Source organism: Pseudorhodoferax sp. (genome assembly GCF_047601025.1).
Taxonomy (GTDB): domain Bacteria; phylum Pseudomonadota; class Gammaproteobacteria; order Burkholderiales; family Burkholderiaceae_C; genus Pseudorhodoferax.
In genome coordinates this window covers 811,028-834,477 of the sequence record NZ_JASGJZ010000001.1, presented here as the reverse complement: position 1 = coordinate 834,477, position 23,450 = coordinate 811,028, and the positions used below count along the sequence as shown (strand labels likewise).

The window sequence follows — 23,450 nt, the reverse complement described above, 5'->3', positions numbered from 1 at the left end:
CCTCAGCGCGAGGCGATCAGGTATTTGGCGCGGTTATCGAAGCGCGTGCGCTGACCATCCACGATGCGGTCCATCGCAGTCTTGGCTGCGTCGACATCGTCGCCGCATTGTTGATGGTACGCCAGCGCACCGCGCAGGTTGGATGCGTAGTTGTAGGCGTGGCCTCCCCCCAGAACGGCCGGGCCCAGATTGCGCGCGCGGCACATGTACGAGGCAATCTCGACATCGACCGGAATTGCCAGCGGGTTGCCGCCCGGGCGCTCGGATAGCTGAAGGCTTGGCCCCTGGCAGTTCACGGCATACAGGCGTTGGCCTGGTTGTACGACGGGCGAAGGCAGTAGCGGGCTGGCTTCCGGTGCTCCGAATACGAACACGTCGCCATCACTGGGATTCCACGCAAGTTTCGGATCCTTGCGCTCATCCAGAATGGTGCCCCGCCCGGTCGAGGCACTGAACGCGATGCGGCCCTGGCGCAGCGAAACGACGTCCTCGACGCGTTCGACCATGCGTTTGCCGATCCAGAAGTTGGCCCGATACGCTGTCATGCCGCCGATGTCGGCGACCGCGGCATAGCTGCGCCAGAAGCGCGCCAGGTAGGCGCGCGTACGCGCAGCCGCCGGCGTGCCCAACACGTCAGCCTGGTGGCACAGCGACCATGAGAAATAGGCTTGCATCCATGGGCTTTCATTGGTGTTGCGCAGTACGAACATGCCCGCCTGCGTGAAGGACCGAGGCATGCGTGTGGCGTAGTCGTCGAACGCGGCGTAGGCCGCGTCCATCACATCGTGCAGGTACTCGCGCGTGGCGGCCCCGTCCGCCGGCTGGTGTGGACTGAGGGCCGCTGCCTGGGCGACATCGCGTGACGACCAGGCAGCGATGCGCAGGCCGCCAGCGCCATTGAACAGCACACCGGCACCCAGGCGTACAGGGCCGTCGGCACCGACGCGGATGTTGCGCTCGCCTTTCCAGCCGTCAATGTAGAGACTGGTGATCGGCGGCGTGGTCGCATAGGTGTTGGTGCCTTGGTTCAGATCCAGCACATGGGCAAACGCATGCTCGACCAGCAGATCCAGGTACTGCGGCTCGCCTGAGAACAGGTAGGGCCAGTAGACGCAGCCCGGGCGATGGGCGGTGTCTTCCTTCCACAACGATTCGTTAGGGCCGGGTTTGACCATGCCGCTGGCGTAGCTGTAGCCACGCCAGTTGGCCTCGATTGGGCCCAGGCCGGCATAGCGCGCGCGGTTGGCTACGCAGGGTACCGGTTGGCGCGTGCCGCGCTTGCGCATGTTCAGCCGCCATCCGGCTGCTGCCATGGCGTTGACGCGTGCGACGCGTTCGTGCGACGGGTCCTGCGTGATCAGGTGCTGCACATTCCACTCCGGCCAGACACCGATGTCGGTGCGTTCGCCGGTCGTGCCCATGCCGCGTGTGACCGTACCGCGCCCCATCGGATGGTATTGCGCATCCGTAGCCAGACGGATGTCGGCGCGCAGGTCGTACGGCGGCACCAAGCGCGAACGCTGCAGATAGCGCGCGTCGGGGCGTACCTGCAGCGGTGTCGCGGTATCGGGCTGGCCATCGGGCTGCAGGCAGTCCCAGGTGGCGTCGACGCCGGCCGTGAAGAACGAGCCGTAGTGCGGCAGCCGGATCGTATCGCCCGGCGTTTCGCTGTCGCTGTGGCCTTGTAGCGCACGGATCTCGGTGTCGCCGCTCAGCAGCCGAGCGCTCAGATCGCGGTGGCGTGCCGGTGGCTGGGCCACGTCGGTCCAGGGCTGGGCCACGCGGCCGAGGTAGCGCAGCCCCTGCAGCGCACCACCAGGATCCTGCAGCGCAGCGATGTAGTGCCAGCAGTAGAGCTGCCCATGGGCCTGGCCGTGCATGTCGCGGAATTCCGCACCGATGCGCCAGATGCTGCCGGCAGGGCCGTCTGCCAGCCGGACCACGTCGCGGCCGTCGCGGATGCCATCGTCGAGGCTGGAGCGCCAACGCCCGGCCAGCCCGTCGCGGCCCTCGAGTTCGACGCACAACGCGGCGGCGCGCAATTCCTCGACACGGCGGCGGCTGGGCGCGCCGGCCTGGCCATCGGGCCAGACCTGTAGTGTCAGCATCTGTCCGGCCCCGACCGCGCGGGGCAGCAGCAGCATGGCGGAGCAGAACTTCAGCGATCCATCTGGCCAGTAGCTCATACCCCACAGCGTGGCCGGGCAGGGCGTACCGTCTTCCAGCGTGAAGCGCGGCAACGCTCCAGGCGCGACGTCGCCCTGGCGAAAAGGCTGGCCGAACATCGGCGACGCCTGACCCGCGGGCACAGCCTGCCGGCGGTCCAGGTTGCGCAGTCGCAACGTCGTCAGGGCGGTGCCTGGGACGTCTCCTTCGGAGCGCGGCATGGGTCGCTGCGGTGAGGGCGATGCGGTCCATGCGCCGCCCGGTAGCAACGCGAGCGCGGCCAGCAGGCGGCGCCGCAGCGCCTGGCCGCGCTGCGCTCGGCGCGGGGCGCGGCGTTGCCGTGCCCGCAGGCCGAGACCGCCAGCAAGTATCGCGATGGCCACAAGAGCGGCCAGCAGCCAAGCCGCATTCCGGGAGAGCGCGGCGAGGCAGCCGTTGCCGATTGCACTCAGCAGTTCACAGGCATCCATGTCCAGCATTCCTTTCCGGACGCCGGAGCGTCCATGTTCAGTGGCGCGTCGAAAGGCTTTGCAGCCATTGCGCGGTAGCGACCTGCACTGCGCGCTGTGCAACTGGATCGGACAGCGTGTGGTCGGCCTGGGCCAGCCGCAGCCATTGTTCGCCGCCGCGCCGGCGTGCTGCCGCCCAGTCCGGGCTTTGTTGCCATTGCTCTTCGAACTCGCGCGCAGTCCAATCGTTCCCACTCAGGACAACCAGCAGGCCACCGTCAAAGCGCTGCCAGGCTGCGGCCATGCGCTGCTGAAAGCTGCGCTGCGGCGTGGCGGGCGGTGCGCGTCGCAAGGCCCGGCGGGTGTTGGTGCCCAGCTCGTGCAGTGCGCGCAGCCCGACGCCGCCGCGCAGCAGCTTGGTCCAGAAGTCCTTCTGCAACAGTCGCTCGCGGTAATAGTGCTTGACGTGGGTGCGCGCCAGGCTCTGTTCTGAGCGCACCCAGGGGTTGATCAGCGCCAGGCCGGCGATGCGCGGATCGGCCGTGCTGTCCAGATACAGCAGGCTGGCCGAGGCGCCATCGCAGAGGCCCCAGAGCGCCGTACGCGACACGCCGGCGCTGCGCTGCAACGTGTCGACTGCGGCGGCGATGTCCGCATCCAGTGTCTCGAAGTTGCGCGGTACGCCGGTGCTGTCGCCCATGCCGCGTACATCGAAGCGCAACACGGCGTGGCCGGCCTGCGCCAGATGCCGTGCCAATTGCACGAACTGTCGGTGGCTGCCGATGCGGACCTGGGGGCCGCCGACCACGATCAGCACACCCACCGGCGCACAGGGCTGGCCCGCAGGCGGTAGCGTCAGCACGCCTTGCAGCAGTGCGTCGTCGCAGGCGAACGACAGCGCCTGTTCGTGGTAACCATAGCCGGCCGGTGCGCTCATGGCAGGTATTCCTCGCACAGCGCCGCGGTCGTGGCAGCCAGTAGCGCCGGCGCTTCCTCGATCTCGGCCGACTGCCAGAACGCCGGTCCCGGCAGAGCTCTGGCCCGGGCCTGCCAGCCAGCCGCCTGCCAGGCCGCCAGCGTGCGCGTGGCCAAGGGGCTGGGCGTGGCATCGGGCCGGCTCGTCACCTCCAGCCAGTACAGCCGGGCCGACGGGCGTGCGGGCGCCGGCGGGCTCAGGCGGCTGGCCTGCAGGCTGGCCGCCAGCGCGGGGGCCAGCGTGTAGCCCGCGACGTCCAGCGCCGTTCCAGCCGCCAGGCTGGCATGCAATGCCGCCATCGTCGGCGCGGCTGGGGCGGCGTCGGCAGTTGCCGTGTTCAGCATGGAGGCCGCCAGCCTCAGCCGCAGGAACTGCTGCAGTTGCTGCCCGCCATCGCCGAACGCGGGTTGCCAGAACAACAGCCGGCACTCCCGATCCAGGCTGCGTGCCAGGTCAGCGGCCAGCAGGCAGCCAGCGCGCAGGCCCCAGAGCCAGGGCGCAGGGGCGACAGGGTGGTGTTGCTGCAGCCAGTGCAGGCCGGTCCGCAGGTCGTGCAGCCAGATGTCCCAGCGTGCGTCGGCGAAGTCGCCGTCGCTGTCGCCGCAACCCAGCAGGTCCAGTTGCAGCACGGCGAAGCCGGCCTGCGCCAGCGCGCGTGCCTGCAGCGCAGCCATTCGGCGCGTCTTGTTCAGCTCTTCGGCGAAGGGGGGGCAGTACAGCACCAAGCCGCGCACCGGGCCGTCCGCAGGCGCGTGGTAGAGCGCATAGCGCTGGCCCGGCGCGGCCGGCAGGAAGAAGGCCTGCGGGCCGTGGCTCATGCCTGGTGTTGCAGCTGTCGTTCCACGAAATCGCTGAGCGCACCGACACTGGCGAATACGCTGCCGTCGAGCTCGTCGTCCGGCAGCACGATGCCGAAGTGCTGCTCCAGCCCGGCAATGAGGCTGACCACGGCCATGGAATCGAGTTCAGGCAGTGCGCCCAGCAAAGCGGTGTCGGCATCGAAGCCGGCACTGCGGCCGGCTAGGTTCAGGGTCTCGTCCAGAACGTGCAGGACCTCGGGCAATACGGCCATGGTGCGTGGAGCAGAAGCGAAGACAGCAGGGCCGACCATTCTAGGAGCGCCCCGCGGGTCGGTGGCGTGGACCGGTGGTCGGCTCCGGTCCACGGCCGGCGCCAGCGCCCAAATCCTGCATGCGATACTTTCCGAATGCCCATTCCCACGCTGTTGCCGCATCTGCTGGATGAGGCCGCGCAACGTTGGCCGAGCGCGGTGGCGTTGTGTGCCGGAGCCCAGCGGCAGGACTATGCCGCGCTGCATGCCGCGGTACACCAGTGCGCCCAGGGCTTGCTGGCGCTGGACGTGGCGCGCGGCGAGCGCGTGGCAGTCTGGCTCGACAAGAGCCTGCCGATGGTGCAGGCTTGTTTTGGTTCGGCCCAGGCTGGCGCGGTGTTTGTGCCGGTCAACCCGGTGCTCAGGCCCGAGCAGGTCGTCCACGTGCTGGTGGACAGCGGTGCTGGAGTGTTGGTGACCTCGCGCGAGCGGCTGGCGCTGCTGGCCCCGCGCCTGGTCAACTGTCCCGCGCTGCGCCATGTGGTGGTGACCGGCGGCGAGGCGAGCGAGCGTCCGGCGGCGCTGCCAGCGCGGCTGTCGCTGCTGGACTGGGCCGCACTGGTGCAGGCTGGCGCGCGCGCGCCGCACCGCATCGTGGACCAGGACATGGCGGCTATTTTGTACACCTCGGGCAGCACCGGCAGCCCCAAGGGCGTGGTGCTGTCTCACCGCAACCTGGTGGCCGGCGCGTCCAGCGTCGCTTCGTACCTGGACAACCAGCCCAGCGATATCTTGCTGGCGGCGCTGCCGTTGTCCTTCGATGCCGGCTTCAGCCAGCTGACCACGGCCTTTCTGAGCGGCGCGTGCGTGGTGCTGCTGAACTACCTGCTGCCGCGCGACGTGTTGAGCGCGATGGCGCGCGAACGGGTCACCGGGCTGACAGCGGTGCCGCCGCTGTACATCCAGCTGGCGCAGCTGGAATGGCCGGAGGCAATCGGCACCCATCTGCGCTATTTCGCCAACACCGGTGGCCACATGCCGCGCGAGACGCTGGACGCGCTGCGCCAGCGCGTGCCGCGGGCCCGGCCCTTCCTGATGTATGGACTGACCGAAGCTTTCCGCTCGACTTATCTGCCGCCCGAGCAGGTGGATCGGCGGCCGGACTCCATCGGCCAGGCCATTCCGAATGCCGAGATTCTGGTGCTGCGCGAGGACGGTTCGCCTTGCGCCGTCGACGAGCCGGGCGAACTGGTGCACCGTGGCGCCCTGGTGACCCTGGGCTACTGGAACGATCCGCTGCGCACGGCCGAGCGCTATCGGCCGCTGCCGGCCCGGGCTGGCGGTTTGCCGCTGCCCGAACTGGCCGTGTATTCGGGCGACACCGTGCGCCGCGATGCCGAGGGCTTTTTGTATTTCATCGGCCGGCGCGACGAGATGATCAAGTCCTCGGGCTATCGCATCAGTCCGACCGAGGTCGAGGACATCGTGTATGGCACTGGCCTGGTTGCCGAGTGTGCCGCCTTTGGTGTGCCGCATGCGACGCTGGGCCAGGTCGTGCATCTGGTTGTGGCGGCTGCCCCGGTGCCCGATGGCGCGGCCGTGCTGGCCGCCTGCCGTGCGGCGATGCCAGCCTACATGCTGCCGGCCTGCGTGCACGTGCATGCCGGGGAGTTGCCGCGCAACCCGAACGGCAAGATCGACCGCGCCTGGCTGCGCCAGCATTACGGCGTTGCGACGGAGGCCCGCGGTGAGCGCTGAGCAGCCGCCCGCGGGCGCGCCGCGTGCATCGCTGCGCCACACCGATATGACGCAGTTTCCGATCGTCGATGGCGAGCTGCAGGTCGGCGGCCTGCCGCTGCGCCGCCTGGCCGAGCGCGTCGGCCGGACGCCGTTCTATGCCTACGACCGCGCGTTGCTGCGCGCGCAGGTGAACGAACTGCGCGCGGCACTGCCTGCGGCCGTGCGGCTGCACTACGCGATGAAGGCCAACCCCATGCCGGCGCTGGTCGGGTTCATGGCCGGGCTGGTCGATGGTGTGGACGTGGCCTCGGCCGGCGAGTTGAAGGTGGCGCTGGACGGCGGCGCCAGCCCGGCCGAAGTCAGCTTCGCCGGTCCCGGCAAGCGCGACGCCGAGCTACGCCAGGCCGTGGCGGCAGGCGTGCTGGTCAACATCGAATCGGCGCGCGAGATCGGTGTGCTGGCGCAGGCCGCGGCGGCGCTCGGGATGCCGGCGCGCGTGGCCGTGCGCGTGAATCCCGACTTCGAGCTGAAGGGCTCGGGCATGCGCATGGGCGGCGGACCCAAGCCGTTCGGCGTGGACGCCGAGCAGGTGCCGGATCTGCTCGGCCAGATCGCCGCGGCCGGCCTCTCGTTCGAAGGCTTCCACCTGTTCGCCGGCTCCCAGAACTTGAGAGCCGAGGCGATCTGCGCAGCGCAGTGCCAGTCGTACGAACTGGCGCTGCGGCTGGCTGCCCACGCGCCCGCGCCGGTGCGCGTGCTGAACCTGGGCGGTGGCTTCGGCATTCCGTACTTTCCGGGCGAGCAGCGGCTCGCGCTGCAGCCGATCGCCGACCACCTCGCGGCGCTGCAGGCGCGGTGTGAGCGGGAATTGCCCGGGGCGTCGCTGACGCTGGAGCTGGGGCGCTACCTGGTCGGCGAGGCCGGTGTGTACGTCTGCCGCGTGGTCGACCGCAAGATCTCGCGCGGGCAGGTGTTCCTCGTCACCGACGGTGGCATGCACCACCATCTGGCGGCGTCCGGCAACTTCGGGCAGGTGGTGCGGCGCAACTATCCGGTGGCCGTCGGCAATCGCATGGACGCTGCCGCCTGCGAGACCGCTACCGTGGTGGGGCCGCTGTGCACGCCACTGGACCTGCTGGCCGAACGCATGCCGTTGCCCGAGGCGCAGGTGGGCGATTTGATCGTGGTGTTCCAGTCTGGTGCCTATGGAGCCAGCGCCAGCCCTGCCGCATTTCTCGGCCACCCTGCTTGCGTGGAAGTGCTGGTCTGACCGCGTTGCGCGGAAAACTACCGTAGCGACTCGGCGGCGGCCGACATGGCCAGCCGTACGCCCAACCTATTCAGATGGCCGTCGTAAGGGCCGACTGCCAGGGAGCGCTCGGAGTGCACAGCATGCTCTGCATAGCGCAACTCGAGATCGTGCACGATGGCTCCGCTCTGGCGCAGGCGCTCGATGAGATACGCACGCTCGAGGTCGGCCAGCTCCGGGGGATTGGCCGGCCCGTTACGCTGCCCGTCGACGACGATGACGAGACGCCGCACCGCGTCGCGCGGAATCGTGGCCAAGAACTCCGCGACCACTGCATCGACCATGGCCCGCTTGGCCTGCACCTGTTGCGGAGCTGGCACCACCGGCCGGCTTCTCTCGGCGGTAGCGTCGCGGTCCTCCGGCGGCGTGCGCGTGAAGGTGGCCTTGACGAGCGTCGCCGGCTTGAAGCGCAACTGGCTCATCAGGTACTGCGCAAGTGCAGAGCGGCGTGCAATGCGGGCCCACAAGCTCGGCGGGGGCTGCCGCACGATCCGCGGCTGCAAGGTCGCGGGATCCAGGCAGCGGCTGACCACGTTGCCTGAGCCGCACAGGGCCTGCCGGGCGTCCGCCCCTTCCATCAGCACCACGAAGTCCCGGATCTGAAAGCGCTCGCTGGCGAAGCGGATGCGTTGCGCGTAGTCGAGCATGGCCGTACCGGGCGTGCCCAGGGCGTAGACCCGGCGCGTGCCGCCGAGCAGGGCTTCGAGCTGGGCGGCCGGCCGATCGCCGGGCGCGAGCATGGACGCCTCGACGTAGCTGTCGCCGACCAGCGCCACGGCGCTGGCATCCGGCACGAAGTCGTGCGCCGCGGCGAATCCCCAGTTGTTCGCGTGCAGCGTCTGCGGGTTGCGCAGATCCCATCCCGTCGCCATCGTCCACGTGTGGCCCGACGGGTAGGTCAACAGGTCCGGATCATGGTAGTAACCCGTCATCGTCGCCGTGGAGACGGGAAGCAGGCGCAGCATGACTTCGGCGATCACCGCCGCGGCGGCGAGTCCGGCCAGGAAGGAAAGCAGTCTGCGGGCCATCAGAAATTGAAGTAGATGAAGGCACTCACCGAACTGCGGGTGGTGTTCACGATCACCAGTGCGACCGCGCCCGCGATCGCCGCTCCGGCCAGCACGGGGCGCCAGGCGGGCCGGGCATCCATCCATTGCAGCAGGCGCGTGCCGATGTGGTTGCTGTTGTGCAGCAGTACGGCAGCGGCCCCGAGCACGGCGCACCAGCCGATGGCGACGGCAGGTTTCAGCCCGGCGTTCCAGAGCAGCAGCCCGGCATCGACATCGGCCGGGGCCCGCCCCACCATCGACTGCAGCATGCGCATGGCGCCCGGCAGGGTTTCCGCGCGGAAGAACACCCAGGCGATGACCACGGCCAGGAAGGTCGCCAGCCAGGCAACGGCGCGGAACGCCAGGCTGGCATCGAGCGCTGGCCGCCAGCCCAGCGCTTCGGTGATGGCGCGGAAGGCATGGTTGGCCATCAGGTACACACCATGCAGCGTGCCCCACAGCACGAAGGACCAGCTCGCGCCGTGCCACAGCCCCCCGAGCACCATGGTGATGCCGAGGTTCAGATAGCGGCGAATGCGGCCCTTGCGGTTGCCGCCCAGCGGCACGTACAGATAGTCGCGCAGAAAGGTGGACAGCGAGATGTGCCAGCGGCGCCAGAAGTCGCTGATGCTCAGCGCCTTGTAGGGTGAGTCGAAGTTGAACGGCAGCCGGATGTTGAACATCCAGGACAGTCCGATCGCCATGTCGGAGTAGCCCGAGAAATCGAAATACAGCTGGAAGGTATAGGCCAGCGCACCGATCCAGGCCTCGGCGGCGCTGGCGTGGGCACCGGTGTCGATGGGCGCGAACACGGCGTCGGCGTACGGCGCGATGCCATCGGCGAGCACGACCTTCTTGAACAGCCCGATGCAGAAGATGGCCATGCCGGCGGCGAAGTGGGCGCCGTCGAAGCGGTAGACCCGGGCGTCGCCGAACTGCGGCATCATCTGCGCGTGGTGGAGCACCGGCCCTGCGATCAGATGCGGGAAGTAGGTCACGAACAGTCCGTAGTGCACGGGCCGTGCCTCGCGGACCTTGCCCTGCCAGGTATCGACGAGGTAGGCGATTTGCGTGAAGGTGTAGAAGGAAATGCCGATGGGCAGCACGACCCGGCCGATCTTCCAGTCCACGCCCAGCAGCGCATCCAGGTTGTCGATGAAGAAGTTGGCGTACTTGAAGTAGGCCAGCGCCCCGAGGTTGAGGACGATGCCTGTGGCCAGCCAGGCGCGACGGGCCTGACCTTGCGCGCCGCCGATGCGCTGGCCGATGAAGAAGTTGGCGCCGATGGAGCCCAGCAGCAGCAGCGTGAACTCCGGCATCCAGTACCCGTAGAAGAATACCGACGCCGCGAACAGCCAGAAGGCGGCCAGGACCGGCGAGCGCCGGCCGCACAGGAAAAAGCCGACCAGCACGATCGGCAGATAGACGAACGCGAAGGTCGCGGTGGTGAACAGCATGTCAGGCCGGGCGTCCGTGCACGCCGCTGCCGGGTGTCTTCAACGCTTCAACGCCCGATCGGCAGATAGGTCAGCCCCATGCCGCGCACGAACTTCGGGTCGTACAGGTTGCGTCCGTCGAAGATCACCGGGCTCTTGAGCCGGGACTTGATGGCATCGAAGTCCGGGCTGCGGAACTCCTTCCATTCGGTCACGATGACCAGGGCGTCGGCGCCTTCGAGGCAGGCCATCGGCGCATCGCCGTAGTGCAGGCCGGCGGTGTCGCCGAAGATGCGGTGCGCTTCGTGCATGGCCACCGGGTCGTAGGCCGTCACGGTGGCGCCGGCAGCCAGCAGGTCGGCGACCAGCGTGCGGCTGGGGGCGTCGCGCATGTCGTCGGTGTTGGGCTTGAACGCCAGGCCCCACAGCGCGAAATGCTTGCCCTTCAGGTCGCCGAAGTGCGCCTTGATCTTGGTCGAGAGCACGTGCTTTTGGGCGTCGTTGGCGGCCTCCACGGCCGTCAGCACCTTCAGCTCGATGTCTGCCTTGTCGGCCGCGGTCTTGATCAGCGCCTTGACATCCTTGGGGAAGCACGAGCCGCCGTAGCCGCAGCCCGGGTACAGGAAGTGGTAGCCGATGCGCGGATCCGAGCCGATGCCCTGGCGCACCATCTCGATGTCGGCGCCCAGCTTCTCGGCCAGGTTGGCCAACTCGTTCATGAAGCTGATGCGCGTGGCCAGCATCGCGTTGGCGGCGTACTTGGTCAGTTCGGCGCTCTTCACGTCGGTGACGATCAGGCGTTCGTGGTTGCGCTGGAACGGCGCGTACAAGGCCTTCATCAGCAGGATGGCCTGCTCGTCCTCGGCACCGACGACGATGCGGTCCGGGCGCATGAAGTCGTCCACCGCCGCACCTTCCTTCAGGAACTCGGGGTTGGAGACCACGCTGTAGGGCACGTCGACGCCGCGCTTTTTCAGCTCTTCGGCCACGGTGGCGCGCACCAGTTCGGCGGTGCCGACGGGCACCGTGCTCTTGTCGACGACGACCTTGTAGTCGGTCATCAGCCGGCCGATATTGCGCGCGGCGGCCAGCACGTACTGCATGTCGGCCGAGCCGTCCTCGTCCGGCGGCGTGCCGACAGCGATGAACTGGATGGTGCCGTGGTCCACGGCCTTCTCGATGCTGGTCGTGAAGTGCAGGCGGCCGGCCGCGACGTTACGCCGGACCATGTCCTGCAGGCCGGGTTCGTAGATCGGGATGCCGCCTTCCTCGAGGATGCGGATCTTTTCGGGATCCAGGTCCAGACACAGCACGTCGTTGCCGACTTCGGCCAGGCAGGTTCCACTCACGAGGCCGACATAGCCGGTTCCGACGACAGTGATTTTCATGATGCAGTGAGAGATGAGCGTGGACAATGCCGCCCGCGGCGGCGAAAGCGCCTATCTTAGCGACCAAACCCGCCGGTGCTGCAGTGCAGCATCGGCGCATCCGGAACCATCCTCTTCTTTTTGTCGGCAAATCCTGAAATCCTGCCGGGTCCTGCGCGCGGCCGGAAAACGGCCAGCGCGCTGGCGGCACTGGGCTGTGCGGGCCTGGGCCTGTGGCTGGCCTGGCAGCATCCGCTGGCGCCGGTGCTGGTGAGCTCGGCCTTGGTGGCGTGGTTGCTGGCCGCCTGGCGCTGGCCCGGCCTGTGGCTGGCCGTCGTGCCGGCCGCCGTGCCGCTGCTGAGCCTGGCGCCGTGGACCGGCTGGATCGCCGCCGACGAGTCGGACCTGCTGCTGCTGGCGGCGCTGGCCGCCGGCCACGCGCGGCTGGCGCTGGGGCAGGGGGCGCCCGCGCCGGCGTGCCGGGACTGGCGCGACGCGTTGCCGGCGCTGCTGGGCCTGTCGCTGCTGGCCGGCCTGGCGCTGGCCTGGACCGACGCGCAGAGGCTGCCGCAGCACGAGGCCGGCGCCTATACCTCGTTCGCGAACAGCCTGCGGGTCGGCAAGGCCATGGCCTACGCGCTGCTGGCCGTGCCGCTGCTGCGCGCCGCGCTGGCGCATTCGCCGCAGGTGGCGCAGCGGCGGCTGGGCGCCGGCATGGTGGCCGGGCTGACCGGCCTGATGCTGGGCGTGCTGTGGGAGCGCGCGGCCATCCCGGGCCTGCTGAACTTCGGCCTGGACTACCGCACGGTCGGCCTGTTCTGGGAGATGCACGTGGGCGGCGCCGCCATCGACGCCTACCTGGCGCTGGCCGTGCCGTTCGCGGTCTGGGCCGTGCGGGCCTCGCGCCGGCCGCTGGCCTGGCTGGGCGCGGCGCTGCTGGTGCAGGTGCTGGCCTACGTGTGCCTGACCACCTTCGCGCGCGGCGTCTACGGTGCCGTGCTCGGGGGGCTGGTGGTGGCCGGCGTGCTGCTGCACCGCCCGCCGCGCGTCGCGGCCGCGCGGCCGCCCTGGCGCGGCCGCGCCAATGCCGTGCTGTGCGTGCTGTTGGTGCTGGAGGTGCTGGCGATGGCGCTGGCCAGCAGCTTCCTGGCCGACCGGCTGCGCGACGCCGACAACGACTTCGGCAGCCGCGTCGCGCACTGGTCGCGCGGCGTCTCGGTGCTGCAGGCGCCGCGCGACTGGCTGGCCGGCATCGGCCTGGGCCGCCTGCCGGTGCGCTATGCCGGGCTGGGGCGGGACGGCGAATTCCCGGGGGCTGCCGTGGTGCTGGACGATGACGATGGCCAGCGTGCCGGCGGGCGCTTCCTGCGGCTGTACGGGCCGCCCACGCGCGGGCAGCTGGCCGGCCGCTACGCGTTGACGCAGCAGGTGCCGCTGGTTCCGGGCGAGCGCTACCGCATCGCGTTCGATGTGCGCGCGGCGCAGCCGGTGCAGTTGCGGGTGCTGGTGTGCGAGCGCCACCTGCTGTACGAGGGAGGATGCCAGCGGCGCCTGGTGGTGTACCGCCCGGGCGCCGAGCCGGGCTGGGTGCGCCTGGAGGCGAGCCTGCTGGGCCCGCCGCTGCAGGCCGGTGCGTCCTGGGCGCCACGCCGCGCCAGCCTGGAGCTGGCCGTGGCCCGGCCCGGTGGCGTGGTGGACATCGACAACCTGCAGCTGTCGGCCGGGCCGCGCACGGCCCTGTTGCGCAATGGCGGCTTCGAGCAGGGCATGGCGCGCTGGTATCCGGTGGTGGACGCCTATTTCCTGCCCTGGCACATCGACAACCTGTACCTGGAGTGGCTGATCGAACGCGGCGCGCTGGGGTTGCTGGTGTTCCTCGGCGCGGCCGGCACGGCGCTGTGGCGCGTGTCCTTCGGCGCCGCGCGCGGGCAGCCGGCGGCTCCCTATCTCGCGGCGGCGCTGGCCGGCGGCTGCGCGCTGGGCTTGGTCAGCAGCGTGATGGACATGCCGCGCGTGGCCTTCCTGTTCCTGCTGCTGCTGTTCTTCGCGCTGTACCTGCCACGCCCGTCCGGGCCTTCACCTTCAGGGTGACGCGCGCAGCGCCGCGGCGCGCTCGGCCAGGCCCTGCCAGGCCGGCCGGGCGCGAAGCGCTGGCGCAGGTAGGCCGCCAGTTCGGCGACCTGCGCGTCCGACAGGTGGTCCGCGACGCCCGGCACGAAGCCGATCTCGGGCCCGGCCGGTTCCTGTACGCCTTCCAGGATCACGCGCAGCAGGTTGTCGATCACGCCGCTTGATGTGTCGGCGTAACCGCCCCGACCTGGCCGACGGCCAAGTCGGCGATCTGATCGTGGTATTCCTGCCCGGTGCTACGGAGCCAGTGCGAGCCTGCTGGCATTCCTGGGGTATCCAGGAGACGGGCAGATGCTGGTGCAGTCGTTGCGGCCACGTTTTTCAGCCCTCCGACGCCGCAGTCCAATCATTCCTACCAGGCCGGCACCGAAGAGGGCGAGAGTGGTCGGCTCGGGTGTCTCGTACCACGTCCCGGTGAAGTACAGCCTGTAAGGCCCGAGACTGTCGGACCCGTAGAAGCCACTCCAAATCGTCGACCCTCCCGACCACATCTCGACCTGGTCGTTGGTGGTCAGTGTGAAAAGGTAGCCGGTGAGTCCGTTCAGAACTTCGTCGAACCGGAAGGCGGAGTCCAGCCTGCAGAAGTAGGATCCGTAGGATCCATAGGGTCCGTCGAAGCACAACTCAGCTGCCAGATCGACTCTCGTTCCGATCCTGCCGAAGTTGTTGTAGGAAACGTTGGACCTGCTGTAGTACGCATTGCCCGGCTCTTCGAAATACCAGTGGGTCTCGATGTGCAAAAAGCCCTCGTCCGCGGAAAGGCCAACGCGGAGCCCGTTCAGGTCGTCGAGCCCGTAGGTCCCGTTGTTGCAGACCGTCGCGTCCACGATCGATCCGTCTCCCCAGGAGCACTGGTAGGACAGCACCTTGAACTCATACAGTGTGTAGGGGTGGGCTGCGGCGGTCGCCGGCCCAAGCAAGGCCGATGCAGTCAGCGACACGGTTGCAAGAATCTTTTTCATCTTTTCTCCCGTTGCCGGCATCGATGCCTGCCAGCTTGGCGCAGGGGAGGGTAATGAAGTGGCGCTTGCCTGGAGATCGGGCGTAACCCTTGTCGGATCGGCAGGCCCACCGAACGCTGCTGGATGAGCCACCACCGCGCCAACTCGAAGCAAAGGAACGGCGCCTCGCCTGCGGACAGTGCCTGCGTCACCACCATTGACCGGGGCCACAGGTCCTCCTTGCACGATAGGCTTGAAGTACGTTACCCCGGCTTCCCGGCTGCGTGGCACGCTACGAGCGCCGTAGGCCGACGAGATGCATGCGGATGCGAGCCGAGATCGTGGATTTCCAGGAGAGGCGCATCGATTCCTTCGTCGACGTGTTTCTAGCCGAGCCGCCTACACGTGTGCACCTGATCAAACAGGGGCTGCCTGCCGACTGCCTCTGGACCAGCTCTCGCGCCGAAAGGCGCGGAGACCACGGGAGGCCGCTGGAAAAGGGGATCATCGCGCACAAGATACGCAAGTGGCTCTACGAGCCGCGACGGTCGGGTCGCAAGCCCGTCTGACAGCCCTTCAGCGCGCGGCATGCGCTGGACGCGCGCGCAGTTCCGCGATGTGGCCGTCCAGGTCCGGCCAGGCCGGCTTGTCTGGCGCGAAGCGCCCGCGCAGGTAGCCCGCCAGCGCCGCGATCTGCGCGTCCGACAGGTCGCCGGCGAAGCTTGGCATGAAGCCGACCGCGGGGCCGGCCGGCTCTTGCACGCCATCCAGGATCACGCGCAGCAGGTTGTCGGGCCGGTCGCTGTGCAGCTTGGTCGACAGCGCCAGCGGCAGGTTCAGCCCCAGCAGCTGCGGGCCGCTGCCGTCGTGGTGACAGGCGCCGCAGGCGTTCTCGAACAGGCGCTGCGCCGGGCCGGGCAGCGTGGCCGCGGGCTGGGCCTCGGGTGTGGTGTCGGCCGCCGGAGCGTTGAACGAGGCCAGGTAGGCGGCCATGGCGCGGATGTCGGCGTCGGGCAGCGCGGCAAGCTCGCGCACCACGGGCGCCATCGGCCCGTTGGCCGTGCCGTGGGTGCGGCTGTAGCCGTGGCGCAGGTAGTCGTACAGGCTTTGCGCGGTCCAGGGCACGGGCGCCTGCGACAGCGTGGTCAGTGCCGGTGCCTCCCAGCCGTCGACCAGCGCGCCGGACAGGAAGGCCGTGCCGCCGCGCTCGGCGCCCAGCGCGTTGCGCGGCGTGTGGCAGGCGCTGCAGTGCCCGACGCCGTTCACGAGGTAGGCACCGCGGTTCCATTGCGGCGTGCGCGCGGGGTCCGGCGCCATGGTCCCGGCGTCCAGGTACAGCGCGTTCCAGCCGGCCAGCAGCGGGCGCAGGCCGAACGGGAACGGCAGCCTGGTCTGCGGCGGCTGCGACGCCACGGCCGGCTGAGCCATCAGGTAGGCGTACAGCGCGGTGATGTCCTCGTCCGTCATCCGGGTGAACGCGGTATACGGGAAGGCCGGGTACAGGTGGTGCCCGTCGCGTGAGATGCCTTCGCGCATGGCGCGCTGGAACGCGGCCAGCGACCAGCCGCCGATGCCGGTGGTGGCGTCGGGCGTGAGGTTGGTCGTGTAGACGGTGCCGAACGGCGTGTCCATGGCGCGGCCGCCGGCGTTGGGCACGCCGCCCGGCGCCGTGTGGCAGACCACGCAGTCGCCGGCCGCGGCCAGCAGCCGGCCGCGTTCGATCGTCGCGGTGCTGAAGGTCGCGGGGTCGGGCCGCGCAATCGGCGCGATCTCGCTGCGCCAGCCGGCCAGGCCGGCGGCCGTGGCGATGCCGCCGAGCAGGAAGGCGAGGGTGGTGGCCCACGGGGGGCGGGGCCGAGGCCATGGGGCGTCGGCGGGGGGGCCACCCCCAACCCCAGCCCTCTCCCCGGCGGGGAGAGGGGGACGTCGGCGCCATGGCCACCGTTTGGCTCCCTCTTTCTGTGGGAGAGGGCTGGAGTGAGGGTTGGCATCCGCGCTGCGTTCGCCGGCCGGCAGCGGCCGCTGCTGCAGCGCGGCGCGCACGACCTCGGGCGTGAACGGCGGCTGGCGCAGGCGCACGCCGGTGGCATCGAAGATCGCGTTCGCGATCGCAGCCGTGCCGGGCACCGAGGACGATTCGCCCGCGCCCAGCGGTGGCTCGCCGGGCCGCGGCATCAGCAGCACCTCGACCACCGGCACCTCGCGGAAGTTCAGGATCGGGTAGCTGCCCCATTCGCGGCTCAGCGGCACGCCGGTGGCGGCGTCCACCGGCACGCGCTCCTTCAGCGCGCGGCTGGTGGTCTGCAGCACATTGCCGTGCACCTGGTGCTGCACGCCGGCCGGGTTGACCATGAGCCCGGCGTCGTGGCCGACGACGATGCGGCCGACGTGGACCTCGCCGGTGCGCCGGTCGACCTCCACGTCGGCCACCCAGGCGGCCCAGGCCGCGCCGAAGCCGGGGAACTTGCTGTGCACGTAGCGCGCGTAGGCGAAGCCCTGGCCCTTGAGGATGTCGCCCGCGGCGGGCTGCTGCCGCGGCGCCGTGTGCGGGATCCAGCCGGCCTTGGCGGCCGTGGCGCGCACCAGCTCGGCGGCGCGTTCGTCCGGCAGGTGGCGCAGCCGGTACTCGACCGGGTCGACGCCGGCGGCCGTGGCCAGTTCGTCGATGTAGGACTCGTGCGCGAACGCGTTCGGCAGCGCCGACACGCCGCGCAGCCACGACGCGCGCAGGATCGGCGGCATGTCGTTGGCGGCCACGCGCAGGTGCGGGTAGGCGTAGGGCGGCACGGCCGTGCGGTCGCCCATCTCGAAGGCGCGGGCCACCGGCTCGACCGTGCGCGTGAGCAGCAGCGCCAGCGTGGGGGCGCCGTTGCTGGGGTAGGAAGTCTGGAAGTCGTAGGCCGCGGGCGCGCCGTCCGCGGCCAGCCCGCCGTCGATCTGCATCAGCTGGGCCGCGCCCTTGGGCTCCCACTGGTGCTCCTGCGCGCGCGTGAGCTGCACGCGCACCGGCCGGCCCGCGGCGCGCGCCAGCAGCAGCGCGTCGGCCGCCACGTCGTCGGCGCCGTTGCGGCCGTAGCAGCCGGCCGCTTCCATGCGCACGACGTCGATGCGCGGCGGCGCCACGCCGGCCAGCAGCGCCAGGTCGGCGCGCAGCACGTGCGGGTTCTGCGTGCCGGCCCAGACCGTGGCCACGGTCTGGGCCGGCTCGCCATGCCAGTGCGCCAGCGCGCAGGAGGGGCCGATGGAGCCGTGCAGCTGGTACGGCCAGACGTAGGTGCGCGGCAGGCGCTGGGCGGCGCCGGCCAGCGCCTGGTCGACCTGGCCGTCCTCGCGCAGCAGCCGGCGCGTGGACGGGTTGGCGCGCAGGGCCTGCTCGGTGCGGTCCACGCCGGCGATGCCGGGCCAGGGCTTCCAGCGCACCCGCAGCGCCGCCATGGCGGCCTCGGCCTGGTCCTCGCGCTCGGCCACGATGCCGAGGAAGTCGCGCTGGCGCACGATGGCCACGATGCCGCCGACGTGGGCGATGGACGACTCGTCCACGCTCTCCAGCGTGTTGCCGACGAACTCGCCGGCGTCCAGCCCGGCGTAGGGCGGGCGCACCACGCGGCCGTGCAGCATGCCGGGCAGGCGCATGTCGTGCACGAACACCGTTTCGCCGAAGGCCTTGGCCGGGATGTCCACGCGCGGCACGCTGCGGCCGACCAGGCGATGGTCGGCCGTGGGCTTGAGCGGGGCCTGCGGGTCCAGCAGCAGCTCCACGTGCCGGCCGGCCAGCGCGCCGGCGCCGCCCTGCGCCTGCAGCCAGGCGCGTGCCTGGGCCGCGGCCTGGCGCAGCGGCACCGCGTGGATCTGGATCGAGGCGCTGGCGATCGTGGCGCCCTGGTTCGGCGCGGCCGCGGTGCTGCCCATGTGCATGGCCACGCGGTCCATCGGCAGGTCCAGCTCCTCGGCGACGAGCTGGCTCAGCGCGGTGCGCAGGCCGGTGCCCAGGTCCACATGGCCGGCCAGGCCGGTGGCGCTGCCGTCGTCCCAGACCGCCAGCAGCACTTCCTGCCCCTCGGACGGATCGCCCGGCACGGCCGGCGGCTGGCCGGGCGCCGGCGGCGGCGCCGGCGGCACGTCGCGCAGCACCAGCAGCACGCCGTCGGCGCGGCGCAGCGCAGCGCGCGGGAGCAGCGCCGCCGCACGCATCAGCGCCGCTCCTGCGCGCACAGGCGGGCCGCGCGCTGCACCGCGTCCAGGATCTCCAGGTGCGTGCCGCAGCGGCACAGGTTGTGCGACAGCTCGGCGCGGATCTGCGCGGGCGTGGGATCGGGCACGCGCGCCAGCAGCGCGCACGTCGTCATGACCATGCCGTTCAGGCAGTAGCCGCACTGCGCGGCCTGGGCGTCGATGAAGGCCTGCTGCACCGGGTGCGGCTGCGCGCGCGTGCCCAGGCCCTCCAGCGTGGTGACGCTGCGCCCGGCCACGCCGCGCGCCGGGATCACGCAGGCGCGCGCGGCCCGGCCGTCCACCAGTACCGTGCAGGCGCCGCACTGGCCCAGGCCGCAGCCGTACTTGGGGCCGTTCAGTCCGCAGTCGTTGCGCAGCAGCTGCAGCAGCGTGGTGGCGGGCGGCGTGTCGAACTGCCGCGCCTGTCCGTTGACCTGCAGCGCGAACATGGCCACCGGGCGGTCACACGCCTTCGACGTCGCTCGACTGGATGCGCCGCACGCCCTTGGCGGCCATCTGCTTCCAGGCGGCGGCCAGCGAGCCGTTCAGGTCGATCGCGCGCGTGGCGTCCTCGACCACGTAGGTCTCGAAGCCGGCCGCACGCGCGTCCAGCGCGCTCCAGGCCACGCAGAAGTCGGTGGCCAGGCCGGTCACGTAGACGGTCTTGATGCCGCGCGCCTTCAGGTAGCCGGCCAGGCCGGTCACGGTCTTGCGGTCGGCCTCCTGAAAGGCGGAATAGCTGTCCACGCCCGGGTTGTAGCCCTTGCGGATGATCAACTGGGCCGTGGGCAGCTCCAGGCCCTCGACCAGCGCGGCGTCCGGCGTGCCCTGCACGCAGTGGTCGGGCCACAGCACCTGCTCGCCATAGGGCAGCCGGATGCTGGAGAACGGCTTGTGCCCCGCGTGGGCGCTGGCGAACGAGGCGTGGCCCGGCGTGTGCCAGTCCTGCGTGACGATCACGTTGCGGAAGGCCTTGGCCAGCCGGTTGATGACCGGCACGACCTCGGCGCCACCCTTGACCGGCAGCGTGCCGCCGTCGACGAAGCAGTTCTGCACGTCGACCACGATCAGCGCCGCGCTGGCACCGGGCCGGAGCTTGCCGCCGGCCGCCAGCAGCGGCGGCGCCAGGGCCGCGAGGCCGAGCGTGGCGGTGGAGCGGAGCAGCGTTCTGCGGTGCAAGGTCATGGGAGGCTCCCGGTCGTGGAGGAAATCAGGGGGTTCAGACGCTCAGGTAGGCGCGGCGCACGTCCTCGTCGGCGGCCAGGTCGGCCATCGTGCCCTCGAAGCGGATCTGCCCTTTCTCGAGCACGTAGGCGCGGTCGCCGACCAGTTCGGCGAAGTGCATGTTCTGCTCCGACAGCAGGATGGATACGCCCTGCGTCTTCAGCTCCAGGATCATGTGCGCCATCTGCTCGACGATGACCGGCGCCACGCCCTCGCTGGGCTCGTCCAGCAGCACCAGGTAGGGGTTGCCCATCAGCGTGCGCGCGACCGTCAGCATCTGCTGCTCGCCGCCGCTCATGCGCCCGCCGGGGCGGTCGGGCATCTCGCCCAGGTTCGGGAACAGCGCGAACAGGCGCTCGGGCGTCCACAGCGGCGCCGGCGTGCCGTCGGCCCAATGGCGCGCCGGCTGCCGGCCGACCTCCAGGTTCTCCAGGACCGTGAGGTCGGTGAACACGCGCCGGTCCTCCGGCACGAAGCCCAGGCCGAGCCGCGCGGCCTCGTGCGGCTCGGCGCGCGAAAGGTCGTGGCCGAGGAAGCGGATCGCGCCGCGCCGCTTGTCCAGCAGGCCCATCAGCGCCTTCAGCGTGGTGGATTTGCCGGCGCCGTTGCGGCCCATCAGCGCCACGACCTCGCCGCGGTTCACGTGCAGGTCCACGTCGTACAGGATCTGCGCGGCGCCGTACCAGGCGCACAGGGACTTGGCCTCGAGCAGCGTGGGCGTCATGCCGCCACCTTGTCCTTCTCGAAGGTCTTGCCGCTGCCGAAGTAGACCTCCTGCACCTTGGGGTGGTCGCGGATCTCCAGGGGCCTGCCCTGCGCGATCAGCCGGCCGCGCGCCAGCACGATCATGCGGTCGGCATAGGCGAACACCACGTCCATGCTGTGCTCGGTGAACAGCACGGCCATGCCGCGCTCGACCACCAGTTGCTTGGTCAGCGCCATCAGCGCGTTGCGCTCCTTGGGCGCCATGCCGGCCGTGGGCTCGTCCATCAGCAGCAGCTTGGGATCGTTGGCCATGGCGATGGCCAGCTCCACGCGCTTGACGTCGCCGTAGGCCAGCTCGCTGCAGGGCCGGTCGGCCTGCGCGCGCATGCCCACCTGCTCCAGCAAGGCCAGCGCCGCGTCGCGCCGGTGGTCGGCCGCGCGCCGCCACATCGACAGCAGCCGGCGGTCGTGCGAGAGCAGGGCCATCTGCACGTTCTCGACCACGGTCAGCGAGGCGAAGGTCTCGGCGATCTGGAAGGTGCGGCCCACGCCCAGGCGCCAGATCTCGCGCGGCTTCTTGCCGATGAGTTCGGTGCCGTTCAGGCGGACCGAGCCCCGGTCGGCGCGCAGCTGGCCGTTGACCATGTTGAAGGTGGTGGACTTGCCGGCGCCGTTGGGGCCGATCAGCGCCAGCAGCTCGCCGGCCTGCAACTCGAAGTCGATGCCGTCCACGGCCTTGACGCCGCCGAACGACTTGCCGAGCTGCGAGACGGTCAGCAGGCTCATGCGTGGTCTCTCCGCAGCCGGGCCGCGATGCGCTGCACCGAGCCCGCGATGCCCTGCGGGAACAGCAGCACCAGCAGCAAGATGATGCCTCCCAGCATGGCGCGCCAGTAGTCGGTGCTGCGCGCCACCATGTCGTGCAGCCAGGTGAAGCTGACCGCGCCGACCACCGGGCCGGCCAGCGTCTGCACCCCGCCCAGCAGCACCATCACCAGGCCGTCGATGGACCTGGACACGTTCAGCGACTCCGGCGAGATGCTGCCCTTGGAGAACGCGAACAGCGCGCCGGCCAGGCCGCCGACCGCGCCGGCGATGACGAAGGCGATCCACTGCATGCGGCGCACGTCGATGCCGATCGCGTCGGCCCGCAGCGCCGAGTCGCGGCCCGCGCGCAGCGCGTAGCCGAACGGCGCGAACAGCACGCGGCGCAGCCACCAGATCCCCAGGCCGGCGAGCGCCAGCGTGAGCCAGTAGTACATGCGCTTGTCGGCGAAGGCCGCCGACGGCCACACGCCGGTCAGCCCGTTGCTGCCGCCGGTGAAGCTGTCCCACTGGTAGGTGATGGCCCAGGTGATCTGCGCGAAGGCCAGCGTCAGCATGGCCAGGTATACGCCCGACAGCCGCACCGCGAACCAGCCGAACACCAGGGCGCCCAGCGCCGCCGCCAGCGGCGCCAGCGCCAGCGCCAGTTCCATCGGCATGCCGCCGGCGCGCACCAGCAGCGCCGCGGCATAGGCGCCCAGGCCGAAGTAGGCCGCGTGGCCGAACGAATGCATGCCGGCCGGCCCCATGATGAAGTGCAGGCTGGTGGCGAACAGCGCGGCCACCAGCAGGTCGATCAGCAGCACCGTGGCGTAGGCGTTCTCCGCCACCAGCAGCGGCACGGCGGCCAGCACCAGCGCCAGGGCCGCGGCGGCGGCGACGTAGGCGGCGCCCGGCCGGCGCAGCGGCGCCTCGGGCAGGCCCACGTAGCGGTTCGGCGCCTGCGGCCGGCCCATCAGCCCCCAGGGCCGCCAGACCAGCACGGCGGCCATGACCAGGAAGTCCACCATCAGCGTGAGCTTGGAGAACGACACGCTGACGCCGAACAGGTCGACCACGCCGAGCCAGATGCACAGGGCCTTGAGCTCGGCGATCAGCAGCGCGGCCACGTAGGCGCCGGGCAGCGAGCCCATGCCGCCCACCACCACCACGACGAAGGCCGCGCCGATGGTGTTCAGGTCCATCTCCAGCGTGGCCGGCTCGCGCGGCAGCTGCAGCGCGCCGCCCAGGCCCGCCAGCAGGGCGCCCAGCGCGAACACCGCCGTGAACAGCCAGGCCTGGTTCACGCCCAGCGCGCTGACCATCTCGCGGTCCTGCGTGGCGGCGCGCACCAGCGTGCCGAAGCGCGTGCGCGTCAGCAGCAGCCAGACCAGGGCGAGCACCACGGGCCCCACGGCGATCAGGAACAGGTCGTAGGACGGGAACTGGCGGCCGAGGATCTCGACCGAGCCGCGCAGGCCCGGCGCGCGCGGGCCCAGCAGTTCCTCGGGCCCCCACAGCCACAGCGCCGCGTCCTTGATGACGAGCACCAGCGCGAAGGTGGCCAGCAACTGGAACAGCTCGGGCGCCTTGTAGATGCGCCGCAGCAGCAGCATCTCGACCACGGCGCCGAGCACGCCCACGGCCACGGCGGCCAGCGCCAGCGCAGGCCAGAAGCCCAGCAGGCCGCCGAAGCGGTCCACCAGCGTGTAGGCGACGTAGATGCCCACCATGAAGAACGAGCCGTGCGCGAAGTTCACGATGCGCGTGACGCCGAAGATCAGCGACAGCCCGGCCGCGACCAGGAACAGCGAGGACGCCGCGGCCAGGCCGTTCAGCAGCTGGACGATGAGTCCGGAAAAGCTCATGGGTCGGTGGCGGGCCGCGGGAT

General features: G+C 70.5%; 18 protein-coding genes. 4 read left to right on the top strand and 14 right to left on the bottom strand.

Annotated features, from left to right (window positions below; translation table 11 throughout):
* Positions 1 to 2 precede the first annotated feature (2 nt).
* The 4 genes from QM782_RS04010 to QM782_RS03995 are packed head-to-tail and all read right to left on the bottom strand — an operon-like array spanning position 3 to position 4,663.
* A complete protein-coding gene (locus tag QM782_RS04010; RefSeq protein ID WP_415201637.1) occupies positions 3 to 2,636 on the bottom strand; it encodes a hypothetical protein in 2,634 nt (877 codons plus the stop codon).
* 37 nt (positions 2,637 to 2,673) lie between these two features.
* Positions 2,674 to 3,552: a hydrolase 1, exosortase A system-associated gene (locus QM782_RS04005; protein WP_415201636.1), complete on the bottom strand. Its 879-nt coding sequence runs from the start codon at positions 3,550 to 3,552 to the stop codon at positions 2,674 to 2,676.
* On the bottom strand, positions 3,549 to 4,409 hold the full coding sequence (locus QM782_RS04000; RefSeq protein ID WP_415201635.1) for a hydrolase 2, exosortase A system-associated: 861 nt from the start codon (positions 4,407 to 4,409) through the stop codon (positions 3,549 to 3,551). The genes QM782_RS04005 and QM782_RS04000 overlap by 4 nt, the downstream gene beginning before the upstream one ends.
* Positions 4,406 to 4,663: an acyl carrier protein gene (locus tag QM782_RS03995; protein WP_415201634.1), complete on the bottom strand. Its 258-nt coding sequence runs from the start codon at positions 4,661 to 4,663 to the stop codon at positions 4,406 to 4,408. Before QM782_RS03995 ends, QM782_RS04000 begins: the two co-directional genes overlap by 4 nt.
* Positions 4,664 to 4,798: 135 nt before the next feature.
* On the opposite strand from QM782_RS03995, the gene QM782_RS03990 reads away from it, so the two are divergent.
* Both QM782_RS03990 and QM782_RS03985 read left to right on the top strand, forming a co-directional pair.
* On the top strand, positions 4,799 to 6,400 hold the full coding sequence (locus QM782_RS03990) for an acyl-CoA ligase (AMP-forming), exosortase A system-associated (protein WP_415201633.1): 1,602 nt from the start codon (positions 4,799 to 4,801) through the stop codon (positions 6,398 to 6,400).
* A gap of 46 nt (positions 6,401 to 6,446) precedes the next feature.
* On the top strand, positions 6,447 to 7,652 hold the full coding sequence (locus tag QM782_RS03985) for a pyridoxal-dependent decarboxylase, exosortase A system-associated (RefSeq protein WP_415205582.1): 1,206 nt from the start codon (positions 6,447 to 6,449) through the stop codon (positions 7,650 to 7,652).
* Positions 7,653 to 7,669: 17 nt separating this feature from the next.
* Here QM782_RS03985 and QM782_RS03980 read toward each other — a convergent pair whose 3' ends face one another.
* The 3 genes from QM782_RS03980 to QM782_RS03970 are packed head-to-tail and all read right to left on the bottom strand — an operon-like array spanning position 7,670 to position 11,564.
* A complete protein-coding gene (locus QM782_RS03980) occupies positions 7,670 to 8,719 on the bottom strand; it encodes a hypothetical protein (protein WP_415201632.1) in 1,050 nt (349 codons plus the stop codon).
* On the bottom strand, positions 8,719 to 10,197 hold the full coding sequence (locus QM782_RS03975; RefSeq protein WP_415201631.1) for an MBOAT family O-acyltransferase: 1,479 nt from the start codon (positions 10,195 to 10,197) through the stop codon (positions 8,719 to 8,721). Before QM782_RS03975 ends, QM782_RS03980 begins: the two co-directional genes overlap by 1 nt.
* Before the next feature lie 47 nt (positions 10,198 to 10,244).
* Complete coding sequence (locus QM782_RS03970; RefSeq protein ID WP_415201630.1) at positions 10,245 to 11,564, bottom strand: UDP-glucose dehydrogenase family protein; 1,320 nt, start codon at positions 11,562 to 11,564, stop codon at positions 10,245 to 10,247.
* Positions 11,565 to 11,684: 120 nt separating this feature from the next.
* Between QM782_RS03970 and QM782_RS03965 the strand changes: the two genes are divergently transcribed.
* Positions 11,685 to 13,634, top strand: a complete 1,950-nt coding sequence (locus QM782_RS03965) for a hypothetical protein (RefSeq protein WP_415201629.1) — start codon at positions 11,685 to 11,687, stop codon at positions 13,632 to 13,634.
* A gap of 275 nt (positions 13,635 to 13,909) precedes the next feature.
* On the opposite strand, the gene QM782_RS03960 is transcribed toward QM782_RS03965, so the two are convergent.
* Positions 13,910 to 14,635 carry a PEP-CTERM sorting domain-containing protein gene (locus QM782_RS03960; RefSeq protein WP_415201628.1) on the bottom strand — a complete coding sequence of 242 codons (726 nt, stop codon included), beginning with the start codon at positions 14,633 to 14,635 and terminating at the stop codon, positions 13,910 to 13,912.
* A 305-nt stretch (positions 14,636 to 14,940) separates the two neighbouring features.
* Between QM782_RS03960 and QM782_RS03955 the strand changes: the two genes are divergently transcribed.
* Positions 14,941 to 15,183, top strand: a complete 243-nt coding sequence (locus tag QM782_RS03955; RefSeq protein ID WP_415201627.1) for a hypothetical protein — start codon at positions 14,941 to 14,943, stop codon at positions 15,181 to 15,183.
* A 7-nt stretch (positions 15,184 to 15,190) separates the two neighbouring features.
* Here QM782_RS03955 and QM782_RS03950 read toward each other — a convergent pair whose 3' ends face one another.
* Genes QM782_RS03950 through QM782_RS03925 form a run of 6 tightly spaced genes read right to left on the bottom strand, consistent with a single transcriptional unit; the run spans position 15,191 to position 23,427 of the window.
* Positions 15,191 to 18,805: a molybdopterin cofactor-binding domain-containing protein gene (locus QM782_RS03950; protein WP_415201626.1), complete on the bottom strand. Its 3,615-nt coding sequence runs from the start codon at positions 18,803 to 18,805 to the stop codon at positions 15,191 to 15,193.
* On the bottom strand, positions 18,805 to 19,275 hold the full coding sequence (locus tag QM782_RS03945; protein WP_415201625.1) for a (2Fe-2S)-binding protein: 471 nt from the start codon (positions 19,273 to 19,275) through the stop codon (positions 18,805 to 18,807). Before QM782_RS03945 ends, QM782_RS03950 begins: the two co-directional genes overlap by 1 nt.
* Before the next feature lie 13 nt (positions 19,276 to 19,288).
* Positions 19,289 to 20,011, bottom strand: a complete 723-nt coding sequence (locus tag QM782_RS03940) for a nicotinamidase (protein WP_415201624.1) — start codon at positions 20,009 to 20,011, stop codon at positions 19,289 to 19,291.
* A 34-nt stretch (positions 20,012 to 20,045) separates the two neighbouring features.
* Positions 20,046 to 20,774 carry an ABC transporter ATP-binding protein gene (locus tag QM782_RS03935; protein WP_415201623.1) on the bottom strand — a complete coding sequence of 243 codons (729 nt, stop codon included), beginning with the start codon at positions 20,772 to 20,774 and terminating at the stop codon, positions 20,046 to 20,048.
* Positions 20,771 to 21,541 (bottom strand): ABC transporter ATP-binding protein, encoded by a 771-nt coding sequence (locus QM782_RS03930; RefSeq protein WP_415201622.1) that lies wholly within the window; start codon positions 21,539 to 21,541, stop codon positions 20,771 to 20,773. Before QM782_RS03930 ends, QM782_RS03935 begins: the two co-directional genes overlap by 4 nt.
* Entirely contained in the window at positions 21,538 to 23,427 is a 1,890-nt protein-coding gene (locus tag QM782_RS03925; protein WP_415201621.1) for an ABC transporter permease, read from the bottom strand. The genes QM782_RS03930 and QM782_RS03925 overlap by 4 nt, the downstream gene beginning before the upstream one ends.
* Positions 23,428 to 23,450: the final 23 nt, after the last annotated feature.

What these genes read in the sequence shown, in the direction of transcription:
- QM782_RS04010 (WP_415201637.1), bottom strand. Translation starts at nt 2,636, where the DNA reads ATGGATGCCTGTGAACTGCTGAGTGCAATCGGCAACGGCTGCCTCGCC.
- QM782_RS04005 (WP_415201636.1), bottom strand. Translation starts at nt 3,552, where the DNA reads ATGAGCGCACCGGCCGGCTATGGTTACCACGAACAGGCGCTGTCGTTC.
- QM782_RS04000 (WP_415201635.1), bottom strand. Translation starts at nt 4,409, where the DNA reads ATGAGCCACGGCCCGCAGGCCTTCTTCCTGCCGGCCGCGCCGGGCCAG.
- QM782_RS03995 (WP_415201634.1), bottom strand. Translation starts at nt 4,663, where the DNA reads ATGGCCGTATTGCCCGAGGTCCTGCACGTTCTGGACGAGACCCTGAAC.
- QM782_RS03990 (WP_415201633.1), top strand. Translation starts at nt 4,799, where the DNA reads ATGCCCATTCCCACGCTGTTGCCGCATCTGCTGGATGAGGCCGCGCAA.
- QM782_RS03985 (WP_415205582.1), top strand. Translation starts at nt 6,447, where the DNA reads ATGACGCAGTTTCCGATCGTCGATGGCGAGCTGCAGGTCGGCGGCCTG.
- QM782_RS03980 (WP_415201632.1), bottom strand. Translation starts at nt 8,719, where the DNA reads ATGGCCCGCAGACTGCTTTCCTTCCTGGCCGGACTCGCCGCCGCGGCG.
- QM782_RS03975 (WP_415201631.1), bottom strand. Translation starts at nt 10,197, where the DNA reads ATGCTGTTCACCACCGCGACCTTCGCGTTCGTCTATCTGCCGATCGTG.
- QM782_RS03970 (WP_415201630.1), bottom strand. Translation starts at nt 11,564, where the DNA reads ATGAAAATCACTGTCGTCGGAACCGGCTATGTCGGCCTCGTGAGTGGA.
- QM782_RS03960 (WP_415201628.1), bottom strand. Translation starts at nt 14,635, where the DNA reads ATGAAAAAGATTCTTGCAACCGTGTCGCTGACTGCATCGGCCTTGCTT.
- QM782_RS03955 (WP_415201627.1), top strand. Translation starts at nt 14,941, where the DNA reads ATGCGAGCCGAGATCGTGGATTTCCAGGAGAGGCGCATCGATTCCTTC.
- QM782_RS03950 (WP_415201626.1), bottom strand. Translation starts at nt 18,805, where the DNA reads ATGCGTGCGGCGGCGCTGCTCCCGCGCGCTGCGCTGCGCCGCGCCGAC.
- QM782_RS03945 (WP_415201625.1), bottom strand. Translation starts at nt 19,275, where the DNA reads ATGTTCGCGCTGCAGGTCAACGGACAGGCGCGGCAGTTCGACACGCCG.
- QM782_RS03940 (WP_415201624.1), bottom strand. Translation starts at nt 20,011, where the DNA reads ATGACCTTGCACCGCAGAACGCTGCTCCGCTCCACCGCCACGCTCGGC.
- QM782_RS03935 (WP_415201623.1), bottom strand. Translation starts at nt 20,774, where the DNA reads ATGACGCCCACGCTGCTCGAGGCCAAGTCCCTGTGCGCCTGGTACGGC.
- QM782_RS03930 (WP_415201622.1), bottom strand. Translation starts at nt 21,541, where the DNA reads ATGAGCCTGCTGACCGTCTCGCAGCTCGGCAAGTCGTTCGGCGGCGTC.
- QM782_RS03925 (WP_415201621.1), bottom strand. Translation starts at nt 23,427, where the DNA reads ATGAGCTTTTCCGGACTCATCGTCCAGCTGCTGAACGGCCTGGCCGCG.